Raw genomic sequence first — 16,682 nt, 5'->3', positions numbered from 1 at the left:
CCGCCGTGAACACGCACGAACCGCTCACCCAGCCGGAGGTGCAGGGCTTCGCGGCCCTGGCCGCCCGGCTGGCGGAGAACGTCAACTCGGTGGTGCTGGGCAAGCCGCAGGTGGTCCGGCTGGCGTTGACGGCGTTGTTCGCGCAGGGGCACGTGCTGCTGGAGGACGTGCCGGGGGTCGGCAAGACCACCCTGGCGCGGGCGATCGCCGCGACGGTGAAGGGGCGGTGGCGGCGCATCCAGTTCACCCCGGACCTGCTGCCCTCGGACGTGTCGGGGGTGACCATCTTCAACCAGGCCACCCGGGGTTTCGAGTTCCACCCGGGGCCGGTGTTCGCCAACATCGTCATCGCCGACGAGATCAACCGGGCGTCGCCGAAGACCCAGTCGGCGCTGCTGGAGGTGATGGAGGAGCGCACGGTCACGGTGGACGGGGTCCGGCACCCGGTGCCGCAGCCGTTCCTGGTGGTGGCCACGCAGAACCCGGTGGAGATGGACGGCACGTACCGGCTGCCGGAGGCGCAGCTCGACCGGTTCCTGGTGAAGCTGTCCGTCGGGTATCCCGACGAGGCGGTCGAGGTGGAGGTGTTGCGCGGGGCGACGGTCCGCTCCCCCGAGGCACTGCCGGCGATCACCGACACCGACACGGTCGGTGAGATGGTGCGGATGGCCCAGCGGGTGCACATCGCCGAGCCGTTGTACGCGTACGCGGTCCGGCTGGCCGCCGCGACGCGGGGTCACCCGCAGGTGCGGGTGGGGGTGAGTCCCCGGGGGGTGATCGCGCTGACCCGGGCGGCGTGCGCGTACGCGTTGATCGACGGGCGGGGCTGGATCATGCCGGAGGACCTGAAGGCCCTCGCCGAGCCGGTGTTCGCGCACCGGCTGCTGCTCACCTCCGATGCGCAGGTGCGCGGGGTGAGCGCCGCCGAGGTGCTGCGCCAGGCGGTCGCCTCGGTGCCGGTGCCGCTGCCGTCGGGCCAGGTCGCCCCGGCCCCGTCCGTGGTGCAGGGCTGAGGCGGCTGCGGGGCGTGGGGATCACCGCCCGGGGGGCCGGGCTGCTCGTGGCTGCGGTGGTGCTGCTCGCTGCCGGTTTCCGGTTCGCGTACCCGGAGTTGACGCTGCTGGGCGTGGCGGCGGCCGGGGCGGTGGGCTACGCGCTGCTGGTGGCGCTGTGGCGGCCCCGGCTGGAGGTGACGCGGCGCGCGGACCCGGACCGGGTGTCGCGGGGCGAGCCGGCGCGGATGGTGCTGACGGTGCGCAACGCGGGGCGGCTGCGGGCGGCGAACCTGCTCGCGGAGGACCGGTGCGGTGACCGGACGGTGCCGGTGCCGGTACTGCGATTGCGGCCGGGGCGGGACACGACGGTCGACTACGACGTGCCGACGGACCGCCGGGGGGTGGTGCCGGTCGGGCCGCTGCGGGTGACCCGGCGCGACCCGTTGGGGCTGGTGGCGCTGGCGCGGTCGTATTCGTCGGTGGTGCCGGTGTGGGTGCACCCGCGGATCCACCCGCTGACGGCGGTGCCGACGGGGGCGGGGCGCAGCCTCGACGGCCGGGTGGACGGGGTGCCGCAGGGTTCGATCACCTTCGACTCGCTGCGGGAGTACGTGGTGGGCGACGAGCTGCGCCGGGTGCACTGGCGCACCAGCGCCCGGGTGGGCGAGCTGATGGTGCGGGAGAACGTCGACACCAGCCTGCCCCGGATCGTGGTGCTGCTGGACAACCGGGCGACCGCCCACCCGGGCCGGGATCCGGAGTCGTTCGAGTCGGCGTGCGAGGCGGCGGCGTCGGTGGTCGCGGCGGCGCTACGCGCCGACCTGCCGGTGTCGTTGCTGCTGGTCGCGCCGGAAGGGCTGGCCACGCCGGAGGGGCCGGCCGGGGAGGCCGCCGGCGTGGGGGTCGGGCCGCTGGACCGGCTCGCCGCCGCCCGGCTGGACACCGGGGACGCCACGGCGGCGTTGCGCGCGGCGGCGACCCGGCTGCGCCGGGACCGGCTCGGCGACACGTTGGTCTTCCTCACCGGGCCGGGTGGGCGGGGCGAGCTGGGGCATCTCGGCGCGCTGCGCGGGGCGTACCCGTCGGTGGTGGTGGGGGTGTTCGGGGCGACGGAGCCGGCGCCGGCCGGCACAACGGGGATCGTGGTCGTCGACGCCGCCGACGGGGTGGCGTTCGCGGCCGAGTGGGACGGGGTCCGCCGGTGGTGAGGGTGTGGCGGGCGCTGCGGGCGGCGCCGCTGCCGGTCGCGCTGGTCGCGATGGTGGCGCTGACCGGGGTGGTGCTCGGCCGGGTGTACGCGGGTGGGCTGCTGACCCAGCTGGTGGTCGGCGCGGCGGTCGGTTCGGTGCTGGTGAGCGTGGCCGCCCGACGGCTGCCGTCCTGGCTGGTCGCCCCGCTGTCGGTGGCGGGCCTGGCCGGTTTCACGGCGTGGTCGCTGCGGGTGTCGGCCGACGCGGCGGGGCTGCCGGGCTCGCTGGTCGAGGTGGCGGCGGACGCGGCCCGCAACGGCATCCCCCGGCTGCTGACCGCGATGATCCCGGTGGAGCCGACGCCGGACACGGTGCTGGTGCCGCTGGTCGCGGCGTGGCTGGCCGGGCTGGCGGGGGCGGAGGTGGCGCTGCGGGCCGGCCGGGTGCTGCTGGGCTACCTGCCGCCGGCGCTGCTCTACGCCGGGGCGGTGTACGTGGTGGGGCCGAACGCGGACCCGGCGGTGTGGCCCACGGTGGCGTTCGCGGCGGTCGCCGCGCTGGGGCTGGCGGTGCCGTCCGGCCGGCCGGGCCCGTCGGCCCCGGATCCGACGGCCGGGCTGGCGCCGGGGGTGCGGGCGGCCGTTCGGGTACGCCTCGCCGCCACCGCCGCCGCCGGCCTCGTCGTGGTGGTGGGGCTGGCGGCCGTGGTCGGGCCGGTGGTGGCGGGCCGGGTCGACGAACGCCCGGTGGACCCGCGCCGGTACGTGGAGCCGCCGCAGGTGGAGTCGCTGGACGAGAACCCGCTGATCCGCATCTCCGGCTGGGCGTTGAAACCGCAGCAGAAGCTGCTGGACGTGGCCACCGAGCGCCCCGACGCCCCGGCCGAGGGTGAGGCCAGGGGCCGGTCGGTGCGGATCCGGCTCGCGGTGCTCAGCGACTACGACGGGGTGACCTGGCGGGTCGGTGCGACGTACCGCAACGCCGGCCGGATCCTGCCGGCGGCGCAGCCCGCGCCGGGGGCGACGGTGGAGACGGTCCGGCAGGAGATCACCGTGGCGGACCTGAGCGGGCGGCTGCTGCCGGCCGTGGCCACCCCGCGTGAGGTCGGCGGGGCCCGGGTGGCGTACGACCCGCTGACGGGGACGCTGATCCGGCCGGAGGGGCTGACGCCGGGGCTGCGGTACACGGTCACCTCGGCGGCGGAGCGGCCCGACAACAACCTGCTCGCCACGGCGGACGTGCCGGCCGGGGAGGAGGTGGCCCGGGTGCTGCGGGTGGCCGACGGGGTGCCCGACCCGGTGCGCCGGCTCGCCGCCCAGCTCGCCGAGGACAACGGGGCCCCGTACGCGCGGGCGGCGGCGATCGAGCAGTTCCTCGCCGAGCACTACCGGGTGGTGGCGGACGCGCCGAGCGGGCACGCGTACCCGAATCTGAACTTCTTCCTCTTCGGCCCGCGCAACGGCGGCGGGCAGCGCGGCACGTCGGAGCAGTTCGCGGCGGCGTTCGCGGTGCTGGGCCGGCTGTCGGGGTTGCCGACCCGGGTGGTGGTGGGCTTCTCCTCCGACGGCAACGGGCCGGTGCGGGCGGCCGACGCGTTCGCCTGGCCGGAGGTGCTCTTCTCCGGGCTCGGGTGGGTGGCGTTCGATCCGCTGCCCCGCCCGGACGACGAGCCGCGCCCGGTGGAGGAGGACTTCCGTCCGGTGCCGGAGGACCCGCCGCCGTCGGAGGTGCCCGAGCCGACCCTGGAGCCGACGGAGGCGCCGCCGCCGCAGGCGGGGCCGGCGCGCCCGGTCGACTCGGGCGGGTTGTCGACGCCCGTGCTGGTCGGTGGCGGCGCGGGCGGCCTGCTGCTGGTGGTGGGGGCGGTGCTGGCGGCGCTGGTCGGGATGCGTCGGGCGCGGTCGCGGGCCCGGCTGTCCACGGGCGACCCCGGCCAGCGGATAGCCGGCGCCTGGCGGGAGGTGACCGACGCGCTGCGGCTGGCGGGTCGGCCGGTGGGCGGGGACCTCGCCGCCTCGGAGGTGGCGGCGCGGGCCCGCGCCGCCCTGGCCGAAGCCCGCGCCACCCGGACCGACCGCAGCGACCGTGAAGCCGGGAAGGAGCGTGACGCCTTGGCCGATCGCGCCGCCGGGGCCGACCGCGAAGCCTTGGCCGTCACGCGCACGGCTCGCGCCGCCGCCGGTGCCGTCGACCCCGCCGCCGGTGCCGTGCCGCCCGACCTGGCGGAGCTGGCCGGGCTGCTCAACCGGCTCGCCTTCGCGCCGGGCGCTGCCGCCAACGAGCAGGCGGACCGGGCCGCCGCCCTGGCCGGCGAGTACGTCGCCGCCCTACGCGCCGCCCGCCCCTGGTGGCGCCGGCTGCTCTGGTCGATCCATCCTGGCCCACTACGCTGGCGCCCCTGACCCGCCCGCCACCCACCACCCGACCGCCCGCGCACCGGCGGCACCGGCGGCACCGGCGGCACCGGCGGCACCGGCGGCACCGGCGATCTTGCACTTGCGGCCCCTGGAAAGTCCATTTCGCCCCGTAATGCCGGGGCCACAAGTGCAAGATCGCGGAGATGAAGGGACACCGACGGGCAGCGCGGGCAGGGCCCATGCACCTAACCCGCGCGGAGGCGGGCGGGGCGCGGGTGAGCGGGGTCAGGCGCGGAGGCGGCGGACCAGTTTGCGGAGGCCGGCCTGCCAGCCGTCCGGGTCCTCGGCGCGACGGAGGGCGTGCTGCGCGACCTCGGGGTGAGGCAGGATGAGGAAACGCTCCTCGGCCAGGCCGGCGATCACCGCGTCGGCCACCCGGTCGGGGTGCAGCACCGCGCCGGAGGCGGCGATCACCCGCGCTCCGAGGTGCCCGGTGGCCAGCCCTTCGGCGAGCATCGGCGTGTCCACCCCCTGCGGGCAGAGCGCGCTGACCCGGATGCCCTGGTCCCGGTAGGTGACGGCGAGCCACTCGGCCAGGCCCACCGCCGCGTGCTTGGTCGCGGTGTACGGGGCGTCGCCGACGGCGGTGAGCAGCCCGGCGGCCGAGCAGGTGTGCAGCAGGTAGCCCTGCCCCCGGGCCAGCATCCCGGGCAGCACGGCCCGCGTGGAGTGGACGTGGGCGAGCACGTTGACCCGCCAGGCCCGGTCCCAGTCGGCGTCGGCGGCGTCCAGCCCCGCCGCCGTGGCGACGCCGGCGTTGGCGCAGAACAGGTCGATGTGGCCGTACCGCCGCTCGGTGTCGGCCACCAGCGCGCGGACCTGCTCCTCCACGGTGACGTCGAGGCCGGCGGCGTGGGCCACCGGGCCGACGGCGGCGGCGACGGCGCGGGCGGCGTCCGCGTCGAGGTCGGCCACCACGACGGCCGCCGCGCCCTCGGCGGCGAACCGGCGGGCGAGGGCCGCGCCGATGCCGCCGGCGCCGCCGGTGATCACGGCCACCCGGCCGGTGAGGTTCACGTCGGCTCCCCGCCCCCGACCGGCCCGAGCCGGGCGATCAGGTCGGCCAGGGCCGCCGGGCCGCCGGCGGCCAGCTCGGGCGTGGGCAGCAGGGCCAGCACGGGTACGTCCACTCCGGCGTCGGCGTAGCGGCGCACCTGGTCGCGGCACTGTTCGGGGGACCCGTGCAGCACGAGCGCGTCGACGACCTCGTCGGGCACGGCGGCTGCGGCGCCCCGCCGGTCCCCGGCCGCCCAGGCCCGCCACACCGGGTCGAGGATCTCCGCCCGGCCCAGCCAGCGGTGGAACGCCGCGTACGCGGGCACCGTCAGGTAGGTGGTGATCAGCCGGCGGCCGAGGGCGCGGGCGTGGCCGGCGTCGGAGGTGGGGCAGACGAAGATCCGGGCGACCACCTCGAACCCGTCGGGCCGCCCGCCCAGCTCGGCGACGGCGGTGGGCACGTCCTCGGCGGCGAGCCAGTTGAGGATCACCCCGTCGGCCTCGGCGGCGGCCAGCCGCAGCATGCCCGGGCGCAGGGCGGCCAGCAGCAGCGGCGGCGGCACGGCCGGCGGCCGTTCCAGGGTGAACCGGCGCACGGCGAAGGTGTCGAACGCGCCGTCGACGGTCTGCCCGGCCAGGGCGGCGCGCAGGAAGCGCAGCACGTCGCGGGTGCGCTTGAACGGTTCGTCGAAGGCGACGGCGTTCCAGTCGCCCACCACCACCGGGGAGGACGCGCCGATGCCGAGCGCGAACCGGCCGGGGGCCGCCTCGGCCAGCGCGGCGGCGCTCATCGCGAGCAGCCCGGGGCCCCGGGTGAAGGCGGGGGCGATGGCGGTGCCGAGCCGCAGCTCCGGCTGCCAGGCGGCGGCCAGCGCCAGCGGGGTGAACGCGTCGGCCCCGTTGACCTCGGAGGACCACACGTCGGTGAAGCCGGCCCGGTGCAGGGTGGCGTAGGCGGCGGCGTGGTCGGCTAGCGGGAGGCCGCCCAGCGGCACGGTCATGCCCCATCGGTTCGTCACCGGTCGATCCTGCCCGCTGCCCCGCGCTTCCGGCAAGGGCGGCGGATCGTGGCGGATCCGGGGGAACCGGGCCGGGGCGGCGGGCCGGGGTGCTACGACTGCCAGGTGGAACGGTACGACGGCGGGAGCCGCTGAGCATGGCCGCCGGGGCGGACCGGCCCGGCCGGTGGTGGCGCGCACCCCCGCCGGGCTGGGTGAGCGGCCTGCAGCCGGCGAGCGCCGGAGCGACCCGGGCCACGTTCCTGGAGCTGTTCTTCGACCTGGTGTACGTCTTCGCGCTGACCCGGGTGTCGGCGCGGGCGTTCGAGGACCTGGCGGTGGAGGCGGGCGGCACGAGCGGCTGGTCCCCGTTCACGGGCACGGGGAAGACGCTGCTGCTCCTGCTGGCGCTCTGGTCGGTGTGGCAGGGCACCGCGTGGACCACCAGCCGGTACGACCCGTACCACTTCGGGTTGCAGGCGGTGGTGGTCACCGCGCTGGTGGCGAGCATGGTGATGGGGGTGGCGATCCCCCGCGCGTTCACGGTGAGCGGGTTGGCGTTCGCCGCCGCGTACGTGGTGGCGCAGGTGACCCGGCCGCTGCTGCTGCTGGTGGCGCTGGGCCAGCACGAGTACCGGCAGCTGAAGCTGCGCATGTTGATCACCTACCTGTTCCTCGGGGTGCTCTGGCTGACCGGCGCGTTCCTGCCCACGAACCCGCGGGTCGTGCTGTGGGCGGCGGCGCTGGCCGGCAGCTATCTCGCGTCCCTGTTCGGCTGGCCGGTGCCTGGGCTGGGCCGTTCCCGGGTCAACCGGTGGCAGGTGGTCGGTGAGCACCTCGCCGAGCGCTACCAGCAGTTCTTCCTGATCGCGTTGGGCGAGACGATCCTGGTGGCCGGGCTCGCGTACAGCGCCCACCCGTTCGGACTGGCGCGGACGGCCGCCTTCGGCACGGCCATCGTGATCTCGGTGCTGCTGTGGCGGATCTACTTCCAGCGGGCCGGGCAGATCCTGCCCGAGGCGGTGGCGAAGGCGACCCGGCCGGCGGTCATCGGCCGGTCCGCCGCCGACACCCACCTGGTGATGGTGGTCGGCCTGACCGCCACCGCGATCGGCTACGAGCTGACCATCGAGCACCCGTTGGGCCATCCGGCGGCGGCCTGGATCGCCATGGTGGTGGGCGGCCCGGTGATCTTCCTGGCCGGCCGGGCCCGCTTCGAGTACGAGGTCTTCGGCCGGGTGTCGCGGTCGCGGTGGATCGCGGCGCTGGCACTGCTGGCGGCCGTGCCGGTGCTGTTGCACGTGGCGACGCTGGTGTCGGCCGCGGCGGCGGCCCTGGCGCTGCTGGCGGTGGCGGTGGCGGACGCCCGGCGGGCCTGGGGCCGCCCGCCGGAACAGCCCGCGCCGCCGTTCTGACCCCCGCCCGCGAGCCGGGCCGGCGGGCCGCCAGAGCGCCCCCTGACGACCTCGGGGTGCCCGACGGGTCAGCCGCCGAAGGCGAGCAGGCGCAACCCGGCGGCCCCGAGCGCGGTCCGCTCCCAACCGGTCAACGGCTCCCGGCCGGTGGCCTTGCGGAGCACCGTCAACCGGTCCCAGCCGAGTTCGGGCGGCACGGCCCGGCCGCCGGTCAGCAGCGCCGCGACGACCTCGGCCGCGGTCGGGGTCAGCCAGGGTTCGCGGCCCAGGGCGGCGGCCAGGTCCAGGCCGTGCACGCCGACCTCGGCCACCCGGGTCACCAGGAACTCGGTCAGGGCCATCGCGTCGCCGTGCCGGGTGCGGACCACCCGGTCGACGCTCTGGCGGGCCACCGCCGCGTCGGCCGCGCGCCAGTCCCGGTCGAACGCGGCGGCGATCCCGGCCGGGTCGGTCGCCTCGCGGGCCTGCCGGCGGGCGCTGTCGACCCGGTCCCGGTCGACCTGCGGGGCGAACTTGGCCGCGCCGAAGTAGCCGGCGGCGTCCACCTCGGCGCGGGGCGGGGCCGGGGCGGCGAGCATGCCGGTGAGCCGGCCGGCGCCGGCGTGGACGTGGGCGACGAGGTCGCGTACCGCCCAGGGCGGGCAGTCGGTGGGCCGGTCCAGGTCGGCGGGGGTGAGCTCGCGCAGGACGTCGCCCAGCGCCGTGCACTCGTCGCGGAACGCCGCCCGCACCGTGTCGTGGGCCGTCCGCATCGATCCTCTCCTCCGCCGTCAGCCCTTGACGCGGGGCACCAGGCGGTGCACGACGGCGAGCACCAGCGCCGCCACCACGGCCATCGTCCCGGCGATGCCGGCGGCGCTGCCGGCGTAGCCGACGAACAGCGACCGCCGGCCCATCTCGTCCGGGTCGAGTTGGGGCAGGTCGACCAGCCAGGACAGGGCCAGCGCCGAGGCCACCACGGCGATCGCCCCGCCCAGGCCGAGCAGGACGGCGGCGACCCGGTGCGCGTCGGCGGGCTCCACCTGGGCCTGCTCCCGCTGGGTGACCAGGAGCAGCAGCCCGGCCAGCGCCGCCCAGACGCCGACGACGAGGAACGCCGCGACGGCGTCGCTGGGCCGGTGCCAGCCGGCGGAGAGCGTGGCCACGCCGGCCACGGCCGCGTACGCGGTGCCGAGGTACGCGCCGAGCACCCGGACCGTGGGCGGGAGGACCAGGATCAGCGCGAGGGCCACCGACGCGGCCACGGTGGTGTGCCCGCTGGGCAGGCTGTTGCCGGCGGCCGACCGCTCGGGGTCGATGCCGAAGTCGGGCCGGGCCAGGAAGTGTTTGAGCAGCTGGGTGCTCACGTTCGCCCCGGCGATGAGCAGGGTCGCCGTGATGGCCAGGGCGACCCGCCGCCGGATGAGCGCGATGAAGCCGATCATCGCCGTCGCGGCCAGCAGCGACAGCGCGGACATCGTGTTGAGGATGCGGTTCACCGGCTCGGCGATGCGGTCCTGGCCGATCCGGTTGCCGGTGAGGGCGACCGTGTCGAGCCACTGGCCGAGCTCGGTGTGCAGGGCGGCGCGCCACACCACGAGGAAGGCGGCTGTCTGGGCCAGGGCCAGTACGACCAACCAGACCGCCGTCCAACCCCTCGCCGTCGCGCGCACCCGCACACCGTAGCGGCACTCGCCGGAGCGTTCCCCGGTGGCCCGCCGGGGCCCTGCGGTTAGTTTGGGGCGGACGTACAGGAGGTTGCCGGTGACCGCCGCACCCGGGCCCGAAGGCCCTTCGCACCCCGTTCCGTCGCCGCCGGCCGACCGGCCCGAGTCCCTCGCCGACCTGCTCGGCGGGCGGCGCGGTGCGGTGGACGCCACCGCACCGCCGGTGGCGTTCGCGCTCGGCTGGCTGGCCACCGGTCACTCACTGGTCGGCGGGGTGGCCGCCGCCGTGGTGGCCGGCACGGCGGTGGCGGCGTGGCGGCTGCGCCGGGGCGACCGGCCACGGTCGGTGCTGATCGGGCTGCTCGCGGTCTGCGTGGCCGCCCTGATCGCGTTGCGCACCGGGCGGGCCACCGACTTCTTCCTCGTCCAGGTGCTGTCGAACGTGGCCAGCGCGCTCGCCTGGGCCGTGAGCATCGTGGTCCGCTGGCCGTTGCTGGGCGTCCTCGTGGGGGTGGCGCTGCGGCAGCGGGGCCGGTGGCGGCGCGACCCGGCGCTGCTGCGGGCGTACGGGCGGGGCAGTTGGGTGTGGGCGGCGACGTACGCGCTGCGGGTGGCAGTGTTCGTGCCGCTCTACCTGGGCGGGCAGGTGGTGGCCCTGGTGGTGGCGCGGGTGGCGCTGACCTGGCCGCTGGTGGCGTCCGCGCTGGCGGTGAGCTGGCTGGTGATCCGCCGGTCGCTGCCGGCCGGGCATCCGGGGCTGCGGCACCCGGTGACCGTGCCCGACCCTGCGCCGGAGGCTAGGACGGGGCCCGGTGCGGGGCCCGGTGCGGGGCCCGGTGCGGGGCCCGGTGCGGGGCCCGGTGCGGGGCCCGGTGCGGGGCCCGGTGCGGGGACAAAAAGGGAGAGGCCGCCACGGGGGGAGCGGCCTCTCCGGTGACGTACGTTACTCCGTCCGCGACCGTCACGTGATCCCTGGACGGTCACTTTTTCCGGGGCTTTTTCGCGGCAAGTTCAGCTTCGGGCGGTGGGGCGGGCCGGCCGGTCCGCTGCGTTGACCGGACGGCCGGCCCGCCCCGGCCTGACCGTGGGAGTCAGGCCGTCCGCCGACCGGGCTCATAGTTCCCCCGGGCCCGGCCGGGCTCCGGGTGGACGGGCCGCGCCGCCCACCCGGAGGGGTTGGGTCACCCGTTCGGGAAGAGCATCCCGTAGTCGGCGTACGCCATGGCGATGTCCGACTGGGCCCAGAACCGGTGGTAGTTGAACGTCGGCTCGGGGCCGCCGTCGAGGTACGCCTGCACCTTCGGCCAGTCCGGGTCGTTCTTGTAGAACGACCGGATGTCCAGGAAGCTCTTGCCGGCGGCGATGGCGTCGCCGTTGGGCATCTTCCCGGTCCAGCCCGGGGGCACGTAGAGGCCCTGGCCGTCGGCGGCGTTGTAGACGTCGTCGAAGCGCTTGTAGTCGCCGCGCTTCTCCGTCGTCGAGACACCCTTGCTGTCGGCGGAGGCGGACAGGGCGTCGAGCAGGCCCTTACCGGTGGTCTTGGCCGCCGTGTTGCCGGACTTCGCCGCGTACGCGATCAGGGTCCGGGCGAGGGAGCCGGTGACGCCGACGTCCTGGCCCGTGGAGGAGACCTCGACGTGCAGGCCGGTGTTGGCCGCCGGGCTGCTCGGGTTCCAGTTGGCGGGCTGGCCCGTCCACTTCAGCTCGGACGGGACCGACCAGTTGGTGCCCAGCGTGGTGTTCGCGATCGCCCACGGCACCCACTTGTCGAGCAGCGCCTTGGCCTTGGTGTTGCCGGTCTCCAGGTACAGCTCGGCGATGCGCTGCATCGACCAGACCTGCATGCCGAACCACTGGTTCGACGGCGGGTCGTTGTAGACCGGGTCGACGTCGTAGAACATGCCGTAGAAGGTGGCGGTGCCGGCCGGCGGGGTGCCGTAGTTGCCGTCCCAGCTGTTGGTGGCGCCACCGGCGATGCCGCCCTCGGCGGACTGGAGCCAGGTGTAGAACTCCAGCTGCCGGTCGAGGCTCTTCTGCCAGTCGCCGACCGCGGTCGGGGACTTCGGCTTCAGCTCGTTGACGTTGGTCATCGCCCAGGCCGCGAACGGGTTCTGGTAGCCGAAGTGGCTGTGGCTGGAGCCGATCCGCCACGACCAGTTCTGGCTGGTGTCGTACGCGCCGCCCCAGGCGTAGTACCAGGACAGCAGGTAGTGCGCCGAGTCCTTGCCGCTGCCGGCGGGGCAGGTGCTGGCCCCGACGCAGTTGCCGATCTTCTTGAAGTACTTGTCGTACATCGCGTACCGCAGGTAGTCGCCCATCTTGGCGGCCTTGGCCACGGTGGCGGCGACGTCGGCCTGCTTGCCCTGCGCCTTGGCCCAGGTCAGCGCCCAGTACGCGGCCTGCACGGCGCGGGCGTCGGCGTCCGGGGCGTTGGTGTACTTCCACTGCTTGGCGGGGGCGCCGGTGTCCTTGACGAACAGGTCGAGGTAGCCGTACTGCCCGCCGTGCTTGAAGGTGTCGCAGGACGGCTGCGGGATGGTCTCCCACACCGATTCCTGCGTGCCCCGCTGGAAGGTGTTGATGTACGCCGGCTTGGTGGTGCCGTCACCGCAGCGGCCGAAGCCGTAGGTGTTGTCGACGTCCATCAGCCAGTGCATGCCGTAGATGTCGCCGGTGCCGTAGGTGCTCTGCAGCTCCGAGCGCAGCGGGTCCTGGCCGACCGAGATGTTCGGGTTCAGCGCCGACGGGTACTGGCTGGGCAGGTTGTACTCCGCGGCGTACTGCGGGGTGCCGGCGGAGCCCGCGGTGGGCTGGTCGGCGTGCGTGGGGATGATGTACTTCTCCATCACCGTCCACGCGTTGTTGAACGGGGCCCAGTTCTGGGTCACCCGGCCGTAGTAGGCCTCCAGCCACAGCCAGTAGCTGAACGCCTCGGAGGTGGTCTCGTGGCCGTGGTCGGGCGCCTCGACGATCAGGGTCTCGATCGAGTGGTACGGCACGCCCTCGGGGCTGAAGTAGCCCGAGTTCTTGATCTTGCCGTACTGGTCGAGGAACTTCTTGACGTAGGCGTTGTCCCCGCCCGGAACGTCGTTGTCGACCTCGGTGACGGTGACCGCCAGGGGGGCCAGGCCGGTGCCGGAGGCGGTGACGGTGGCGGTGCCGCCGACGGTGTCGGAGTCCTCCGCCGCCGCCACGGTCACGGTGACGCCGGTGTTCCAGTTCGCCGTGGTGAGGGTCGCCGAGGCCGGCGTGACGGTGATGTCGGTGTCACCGCTGCGGGTCAGGGTCACCGGGACGCTGGCCGTCGGGGCCGCGCTGAGCTTGAGGTTGAAGGTGGCGGTGCCGCCCTCGCTCACGCTGACCGCGGACGGGGTGGCCACCAGGCGGGGGCCGGAGGCCGCGCTGACGGTGAACGCCTTCTCGTCGACGCCGATGCCGTTGGCGTTGTCGTAGGCCTTGGCCTGGACGGTGTAGCTGCCGGCCGGCAGGTCCTCCAGCGTGTAGCCGTACGGGGCGGTGGTGTCGGTGTTGACCAGCAGGCCGTTGCGGTAGAACTCGACCTTGCTGATGGTCCCGTCCGGGTCGCTGGCCGTGGCGGTCAGCGGCACGTCCGCCGGCGCCTCGAACGGCCCGCTCGGCACGCCGAGGGAGACCGTCGGCGGCTGGTTGGCGGCGGTGCCGTTGCAGGGGGTGCCGTTGAGGGTGAACGCCGTGGGCTTCGGGTTGCTGCCGGAGTAGCTGCCGTTGAAGCCGATGGTGGTCGACGCCCCGGTGCCGAGGCTGCCGTTGTACGACTCGTTGGTCGCGGTCACCTCGCTGCCGGTCTGGCTCCACTTGGCCGACCAGCCCTGGACGACCCGCTGACTGCTGTTGGGGAAGGTCCACTTGAGCGTCCAGCTGCTGACCGCGTCGCCCAGGTTCTTGATGGTGACGTTGCCGGTGAAGCCGCTGCCCCAGTCGTTGGTGGCGTAGACCACGTCGCAGGCCGGGGCGGCCTGCGCGGCGCCGGCCGGCAGGGCGATGCCTCCGATGACCAACGTGGTGGCGGCGAGCATCGCCGTCCGGCGACGTCTTGCCATGAGTCTCATGTGCGCGGTGTCTCCTCGGACCAGGCCGGGGCCGCGGGGCCCCGGCGGGGCGCCTCCACGCGCGCAGGGGCACGGGGGGACGGAGGCGCTCGGGAATGGTGGTCGATCCGGCCCGGCCGGGGTTTCGGGTGCGGTGCGTCGACGCTGGTCGACCGCGCCGCGGCCCTCCTGGGGGTGCCGTCCGGATGACCCGGATGCCCTCGGCGACCCGCACTCACGCGAGCTGGCTCCTCGTCGCAGTGTTCGACAGTCTTGCATGGAAGCGCTCCCACGACAAGAAGAGTCCACGAACGAGCAGCTACTTGTTTCGATCTCGTTTTGGGGCTTTCACAAACCGGTGACGGGCGTTACAGTCGCTGCATCGCCGATGGGAGCGCTTCCATCGACGGAGGTCACAGAAGGTGTTGACCGGGAGCGTCGTGCCCGCGACGTCCCCGGCACATTGCCCGAAGGCTGACGGCGGGCCAGCCCGGACGCCGCCGCCAGCCACCACCCACCGGCAATGGAGGGAGGTGGAACCAGAGCCACTCGCGTGGCCCGGCTCCCGCGCGACACGCACGACAGGACGCCAATTCCGCTCGTGCGTGTGTGCAAACAAAGGTGGGGACGGGGGTTGCCCTCCCCCGTCCCCACACTAAACCCCCCGACACCATGGGAAAAGAGGCCGACGGGTCAGGCGTGTCACGCCACCCGGCCGGCCTCGCTCGCTATGGGCGTAGCCGGCGGGCGTCTCGCAGCCACGACCGACGCCCCGACATCGCCTCCCACCAGCGCATTCGCGCGACCGGCCACGCGCCGGAACAGCCCGCACAACAGAGCCGACCCGCCACAGGCGGGCTCGGCCGCCCCCGCCTGCCTTATGCTGGGAGCGCTCCCGGCCGTGCGGCGGTGGGCACCCATCACGAGGAGAAGGCCCCATGTCGATGCTCACCCGGCGGCGGCTACTCAGCCGCGCCGCACTCTCCGCCACCGCCGGGGCCACCGGCACCGGCCTGCGCGTGGGCGGCACGGCCGCCACCGCCGCCGTCTCCGGCGGCCTGGCCACCGGATGCGACGCCGGCACCGACCCCGACACCGACCCCACCGGCGGGCCCCGGGGCGACCTGCGCTTCCCGACCGGTTTCAGCTGGGGCGCGGCCACCTCGGCGTACCAGGTGGAGGGCGCGACCAAGGAGGACGGCCGGGGCGAGTCGGTCTGGGACACCTTCAGTCGCACCCCCGGCCGGACCCGCAACGGTGACACCGGCGACATCGCCGCCGACCACTACCACCGCTACGCCGACGACCTCGACCTGATGCGCGACCTGGGGCTGGGCAGCTACCGGTTCTCCATCTCCTGGCCGCGCATCCAGCCCGACGGCACCGGCACACCCAACCAGCGGGGTCTCGACTTCTACCGCCGCCTCGTCGACGGCCTGCACGAACGCGGCATCTCGCCGATGGCCACCCTGTTCCACTGGGACCTGCCCCAGACGCTGCAGGACGCCGGCGGCTGGGAGAACCGCGACACCGCCTACCGGTTCGCCGAGTACGCCGAGGTGCTCTTCCGCAGCCTCGGCGACCGGGTCCCGGTCTGGCTGACCATCAACGAGCCGAAGACCGTGGTGCAGAACGGTTACCTCCACGGCCACCACGCCCCCGGCTTCCAGGACCCGCAGGCGGCCTACCTGGTCGCCCACCACCTCCAGCTGGCGCACGGCCTGGCCGTGGAGACGCTGCGGGCCACCGACAGCACCGCCCGGATCGGCCCCGCCCTCAACCTGCACCCCTGCTACCCGGCCGACGACAGCGCCGAGGCGGCCAGCGCCAGCCACCTCTACGACGGCTACGAGAACCGGCTCTACCTCGACTCGATCCTCAAGGGCAGCTACCCGGCGGACGTGCTGGCCGACCTCGGGCCCGGCAGCCGGATGGCGCGCGGCATCCGCGACGGCGACCTGAAGACCATCTCCGCGCCGATCGACCTGCTCGCCGTGCAGTACTACACCCCGTACTACGTGACCGGCACCGGCGGCACGGTCACCCGCTGGCCCACCTCGCAGGCGGACTGGCAGCAGATCTACCCCGACGGCATGTACGACATCCTGACCCGGGTGACCCGCGACTACGGCCCCGTCCCGCTCACCGTCACCGAGAACGGCCTGCCGCAGGCCGACACCCTCTCCCCCGACGGGACCGTCGACGACGCGGGCCGGGTCAGCTTCCTGCGCGACCACATGGCCGCCGCGCACCGCGCCGTCACCGACGGGGTGCCGCTGGAGAGCTACCACGTCTGGTCGCTGCTGGACAACTTCGAGTGGGCGGAGGGGTACGACCAGCGCTGGGGCCTGGTCTACGTGGACTACCCCACCCAGCGCCGGGTGCCCAAGCGCAGCGCGCTGTGGTACCGCGAGGTGATCCGGGCCAACGGCCTGTAGCCGGGAACTCCCCGCCGGGCGGGCACGGTCGCTCCGCACCGCCCGGCGGGCGTTCCCCGCGTCGTGGCGAACCGGCGCCGGCCCGCCCGGTCGCGCCGCTCAGCCCAGCGGGGGCAGCGCCTGCTGGAGTTCGGCGCGCAGCGCCGGGGTGAGCATCTCGCCGGCCTGCTTGGCCAGCCGTGCCATCTCGTAGCCGACCACGCCGATGTCGGCGTCCCCGGCGGCCAGCGTGGCCAGGATCGAGCCGTCGCGCACCTGCATCACCAGGAAGTAGCCGCGGCCCATCTCCACGACGGTCTGCTTGACGATGTCGCCGTCGAACATCTGCGCCGCACCGGCGGTGATGCTCATCACCCCCGAGGTCACGGCGGCCAGCTTGTCGGCGTGGTCGCGCGGCAGGTGGTCGGAGACGGCGACCAGCAGCCCGTCCGAGGAGACCACGATGGCGTGCGCCACCCCGGGCACCCGTTGCGCGAACGCGCTGACCAGCCAGCTCACGTCCCGTGCCTCCTGGCTCAAC

The 16,682-nt window shown here is 74.9% G+C and carries 12 protein-coding genes; 6 read left to right on the top strand and 6 right to left on the bottom strand.

Annotated elements, in window-relative coordinates; genetic code table 11:
- The first annotated feature begins 5 nt into the window (after positions 1-5).
- The 3 genes from LPA42_RS02520 to LPA42_RS02510 are packed head-to-tail and all read left to right on the top strand — an operon-like array spanning position 6 to position 4,587.
- A complete protein-coding gene (locus LPA42_RS02520) occupies positions 6-1,013 on the top strand; it encodes a MoxR family ATPase (protein WP_074474218.1) in 1,008 nt (335 codons plus the stop codon).
- 14 nt (positions 1,014-1,027) lie between these two features.
- Complete coding sequence (locus tag LPA42_RS02515) at positions 1,028-2,203, top strand: DUF58 domain-containing protein (protein ID WP_228986285.1); 1,176 nt, start codon at positions 1,028-1,030, stop codon at positions 2,201-2,203.
- 50 nt (positions 2,204-2,253) lie between these two features.
- On the top strand, positions 2,254-4,587 hold the full coding sequence (locus LPA42_RS02510) for a transglutaminase domain-containing protein (protein ID WP_077939285.1): 2,334 nt from the start codon (positions 2,254-2,256) through the stop codon (positions 4,585-4,587).
- Between the two features lie 240 nt (positions 4,588-4,827).
- On the opposite strand, the gene LPA42_RS02505 is transcribed toward LPA42_RS02510, so the two are convergent.
- Positions 4,828-5,619, bottom strand: a complete 792-nt coding sequence (locus LPA42_RS02505) for an SDR family oxidoreductase (RefSeq protein ID WP_077939284.1) — start codon at positions 5,617-5,619, stop codon at positions 4,828-4,830.
- Positions 5,616-6,599: an LLM class F420-dependent oxidoreductase gene (locus LPA42_RS02500; protein ID WP_077939283.1), complete on the bottom strand. Its 984-nt coding sequence runs from the start codon at positions 6,597-6,599 to the stop codon at positions 5,616-5,618. The genes LPA42_RS02505 and LPA42_RS02500 overlap by 4 nt, the downstream gene beginning before the upstream one ends.
- 155 nt (positions 6,600-6,754) lie before the next feature.
- On the opposite strand from LPA42_RS02500, the gene LPA42_RS02495 reads away from it, so the two are divergent.
- A complete protein-coding gene (locus LPA42_RS02495; protein ID WP_077939282.1) occupies positions 6,755-8,011 on the top strand; it encodes a low temperature requirement protein A in 1,257 nt (418 codons plus the stop codon).
- Between the two features lie 68 nt (positions 8,012-8,079).
- On the opposite strand, the gene LPA42_RS02490 is transcribed toward LPA42_RS02495, so the two are convergent.
- Positions 8,080-8,763, bottom strand: a complete 684-nt coding sequence (locus tag LPA42_RS02490) for a maleylpyruvate isomerase N-terminal domain-containing protein (RefSeq protein WP_077939281.1) — start codon at positions 8,761-8,763, stop codon at positions 8,080-8,082.
- Positions 8,764-8,781: 18 nt separating this feature from the next.
- Positions 8,782-9,669, bottom strand: a complete 888-nt coding sequence (locus tag LPA42_RS02485; RefSeq protein WP_077939280.1) for a phosphatase PAP2 family protein — start codon at positions 9,667-9,669, stop codon at positions 8,782-8,784.
- An 85-nt stretch (positions 9,670-9,754) separates the two neighbouring features.
- Here LPA42_RS02485 and LPA42_RS02480 point away from each other — a divergent pair, with 85 nt between their 5' ends.
- Positions 9,755-10,594: a DUF3159 domain-containing protein gene (locus LPA42_RS02480; RefSeq protein WP_228986284.1), complete on the top strand. Its 840-nt coding sequence runs from the start codon at positions 9,755-9,757 to the stop codon at positions 10,592-10,594.
- A gap of 244 nt (positions 10,595-10,838) precedes the next feature.
- Here the strand turns inward: LPA42_RS02480 and LPA42_RS02475 are convergent, their stop codons facing one another.
- The gene (locus tag LPA42_RS02475; RefSeq protein WP_198956691.1) at positions 10,839-13,736 is read right to left on the bottom strand and encodes a glycoside hydrolase family 48 protein; all 2,898 of its coding nucleotides are present in this window, start codon (positions 13,734-13,736) and stop codon (positions 10,839-10,841) included.
- Positions 13,737-14,662: 926 nt separating this feature from the next.
- Between LPA42_RS02475 and LPA42_RS02470 the strand changes: the two genes are divergently transcribed.
- The gene (locus tag LPA42_RS02470) at positions 14,663-16,162 is read left to right on the top strand and encodes a GH1 family beta-glucosidase (protein WP_077939278.1); all 1,500 of its coding nucleotides are present in this window, start codon (positions 14,663-14,665) and stop codon (positions 16,160-16,162) included.
- Positions 16,163-16,261: 99 nt separating this feature from the next.
- On the opposite strand, the gene LPA42_RS02465 is transcribed toward LPA42_RS02470, so the two are convergent.
- Positions 16,262-16,681, bottom strand: coding sequence for a roadblock/LC7 domain-containing protein (locus LPA42_RS02465; protein ID WP_198956689.1), 420 nt, complete (start codon positions 16,679-16,681; stop codon positions 16,262-16,264).
- Position 16,682: the final 1 nt, after the last annotated feature.

This window comes from Micromonospora sp. DH13, from assembly GCF_020873825.1.
GTDB lineage: Bacteria > Actinomycetota > Actinomycetes > Mycobacteriales > Micromonosporaceae > Micromonospora > Micromonospora haikouensis.
This window is presented reverse-complemented; position numbering and strand designations above follow the sequence as displayed.

Coding starts and splice junctions, on each gene's coding strand:
- LPA42_RS02510 (WP_077939285.1), top strand. CDS start 2,254: ATGGTGGCGCTGACCGGGGTGGTGCTCGGCCGGGTGTACGCGGGTGGG.
- LPA42_RS02495 (WP_077939282.1), top strand. CDS start 6,755: ATGGCCGCCGGGGCGGACCGGCCCGGCCGGTGGTGGCGCGCACCCCCG.
- LPA42_RS02475 (WP_198956691.1), bottom strand. CDS start 13,736: ATGGCAAGACGTCGCCGGACGGCGATGCTCGCCGCCACCACGTTGGTC.
- LPA42_RS02500 (WP_077939283.1), bottom strand. CDS start 6,599: ATGACCGTGCCGCTGGGCGGCCTCCCGCTAGCCGACCACGCCGCCGCC.
- LPA42_RS02490 (WP_077939281.1), bottom strand. CDS start 8,763: ATGCGGACGGCCCACGACACGGTGCGGGCGGCGTTCCGCGACGAGTGC.
- LPA42_RS02470 (WP_077939278.1), top strand. CDS start 14,663: ATGTCGATGCTCACCCGGCGGCGGCTACTCAGCCGCGCCGCACTCTCC.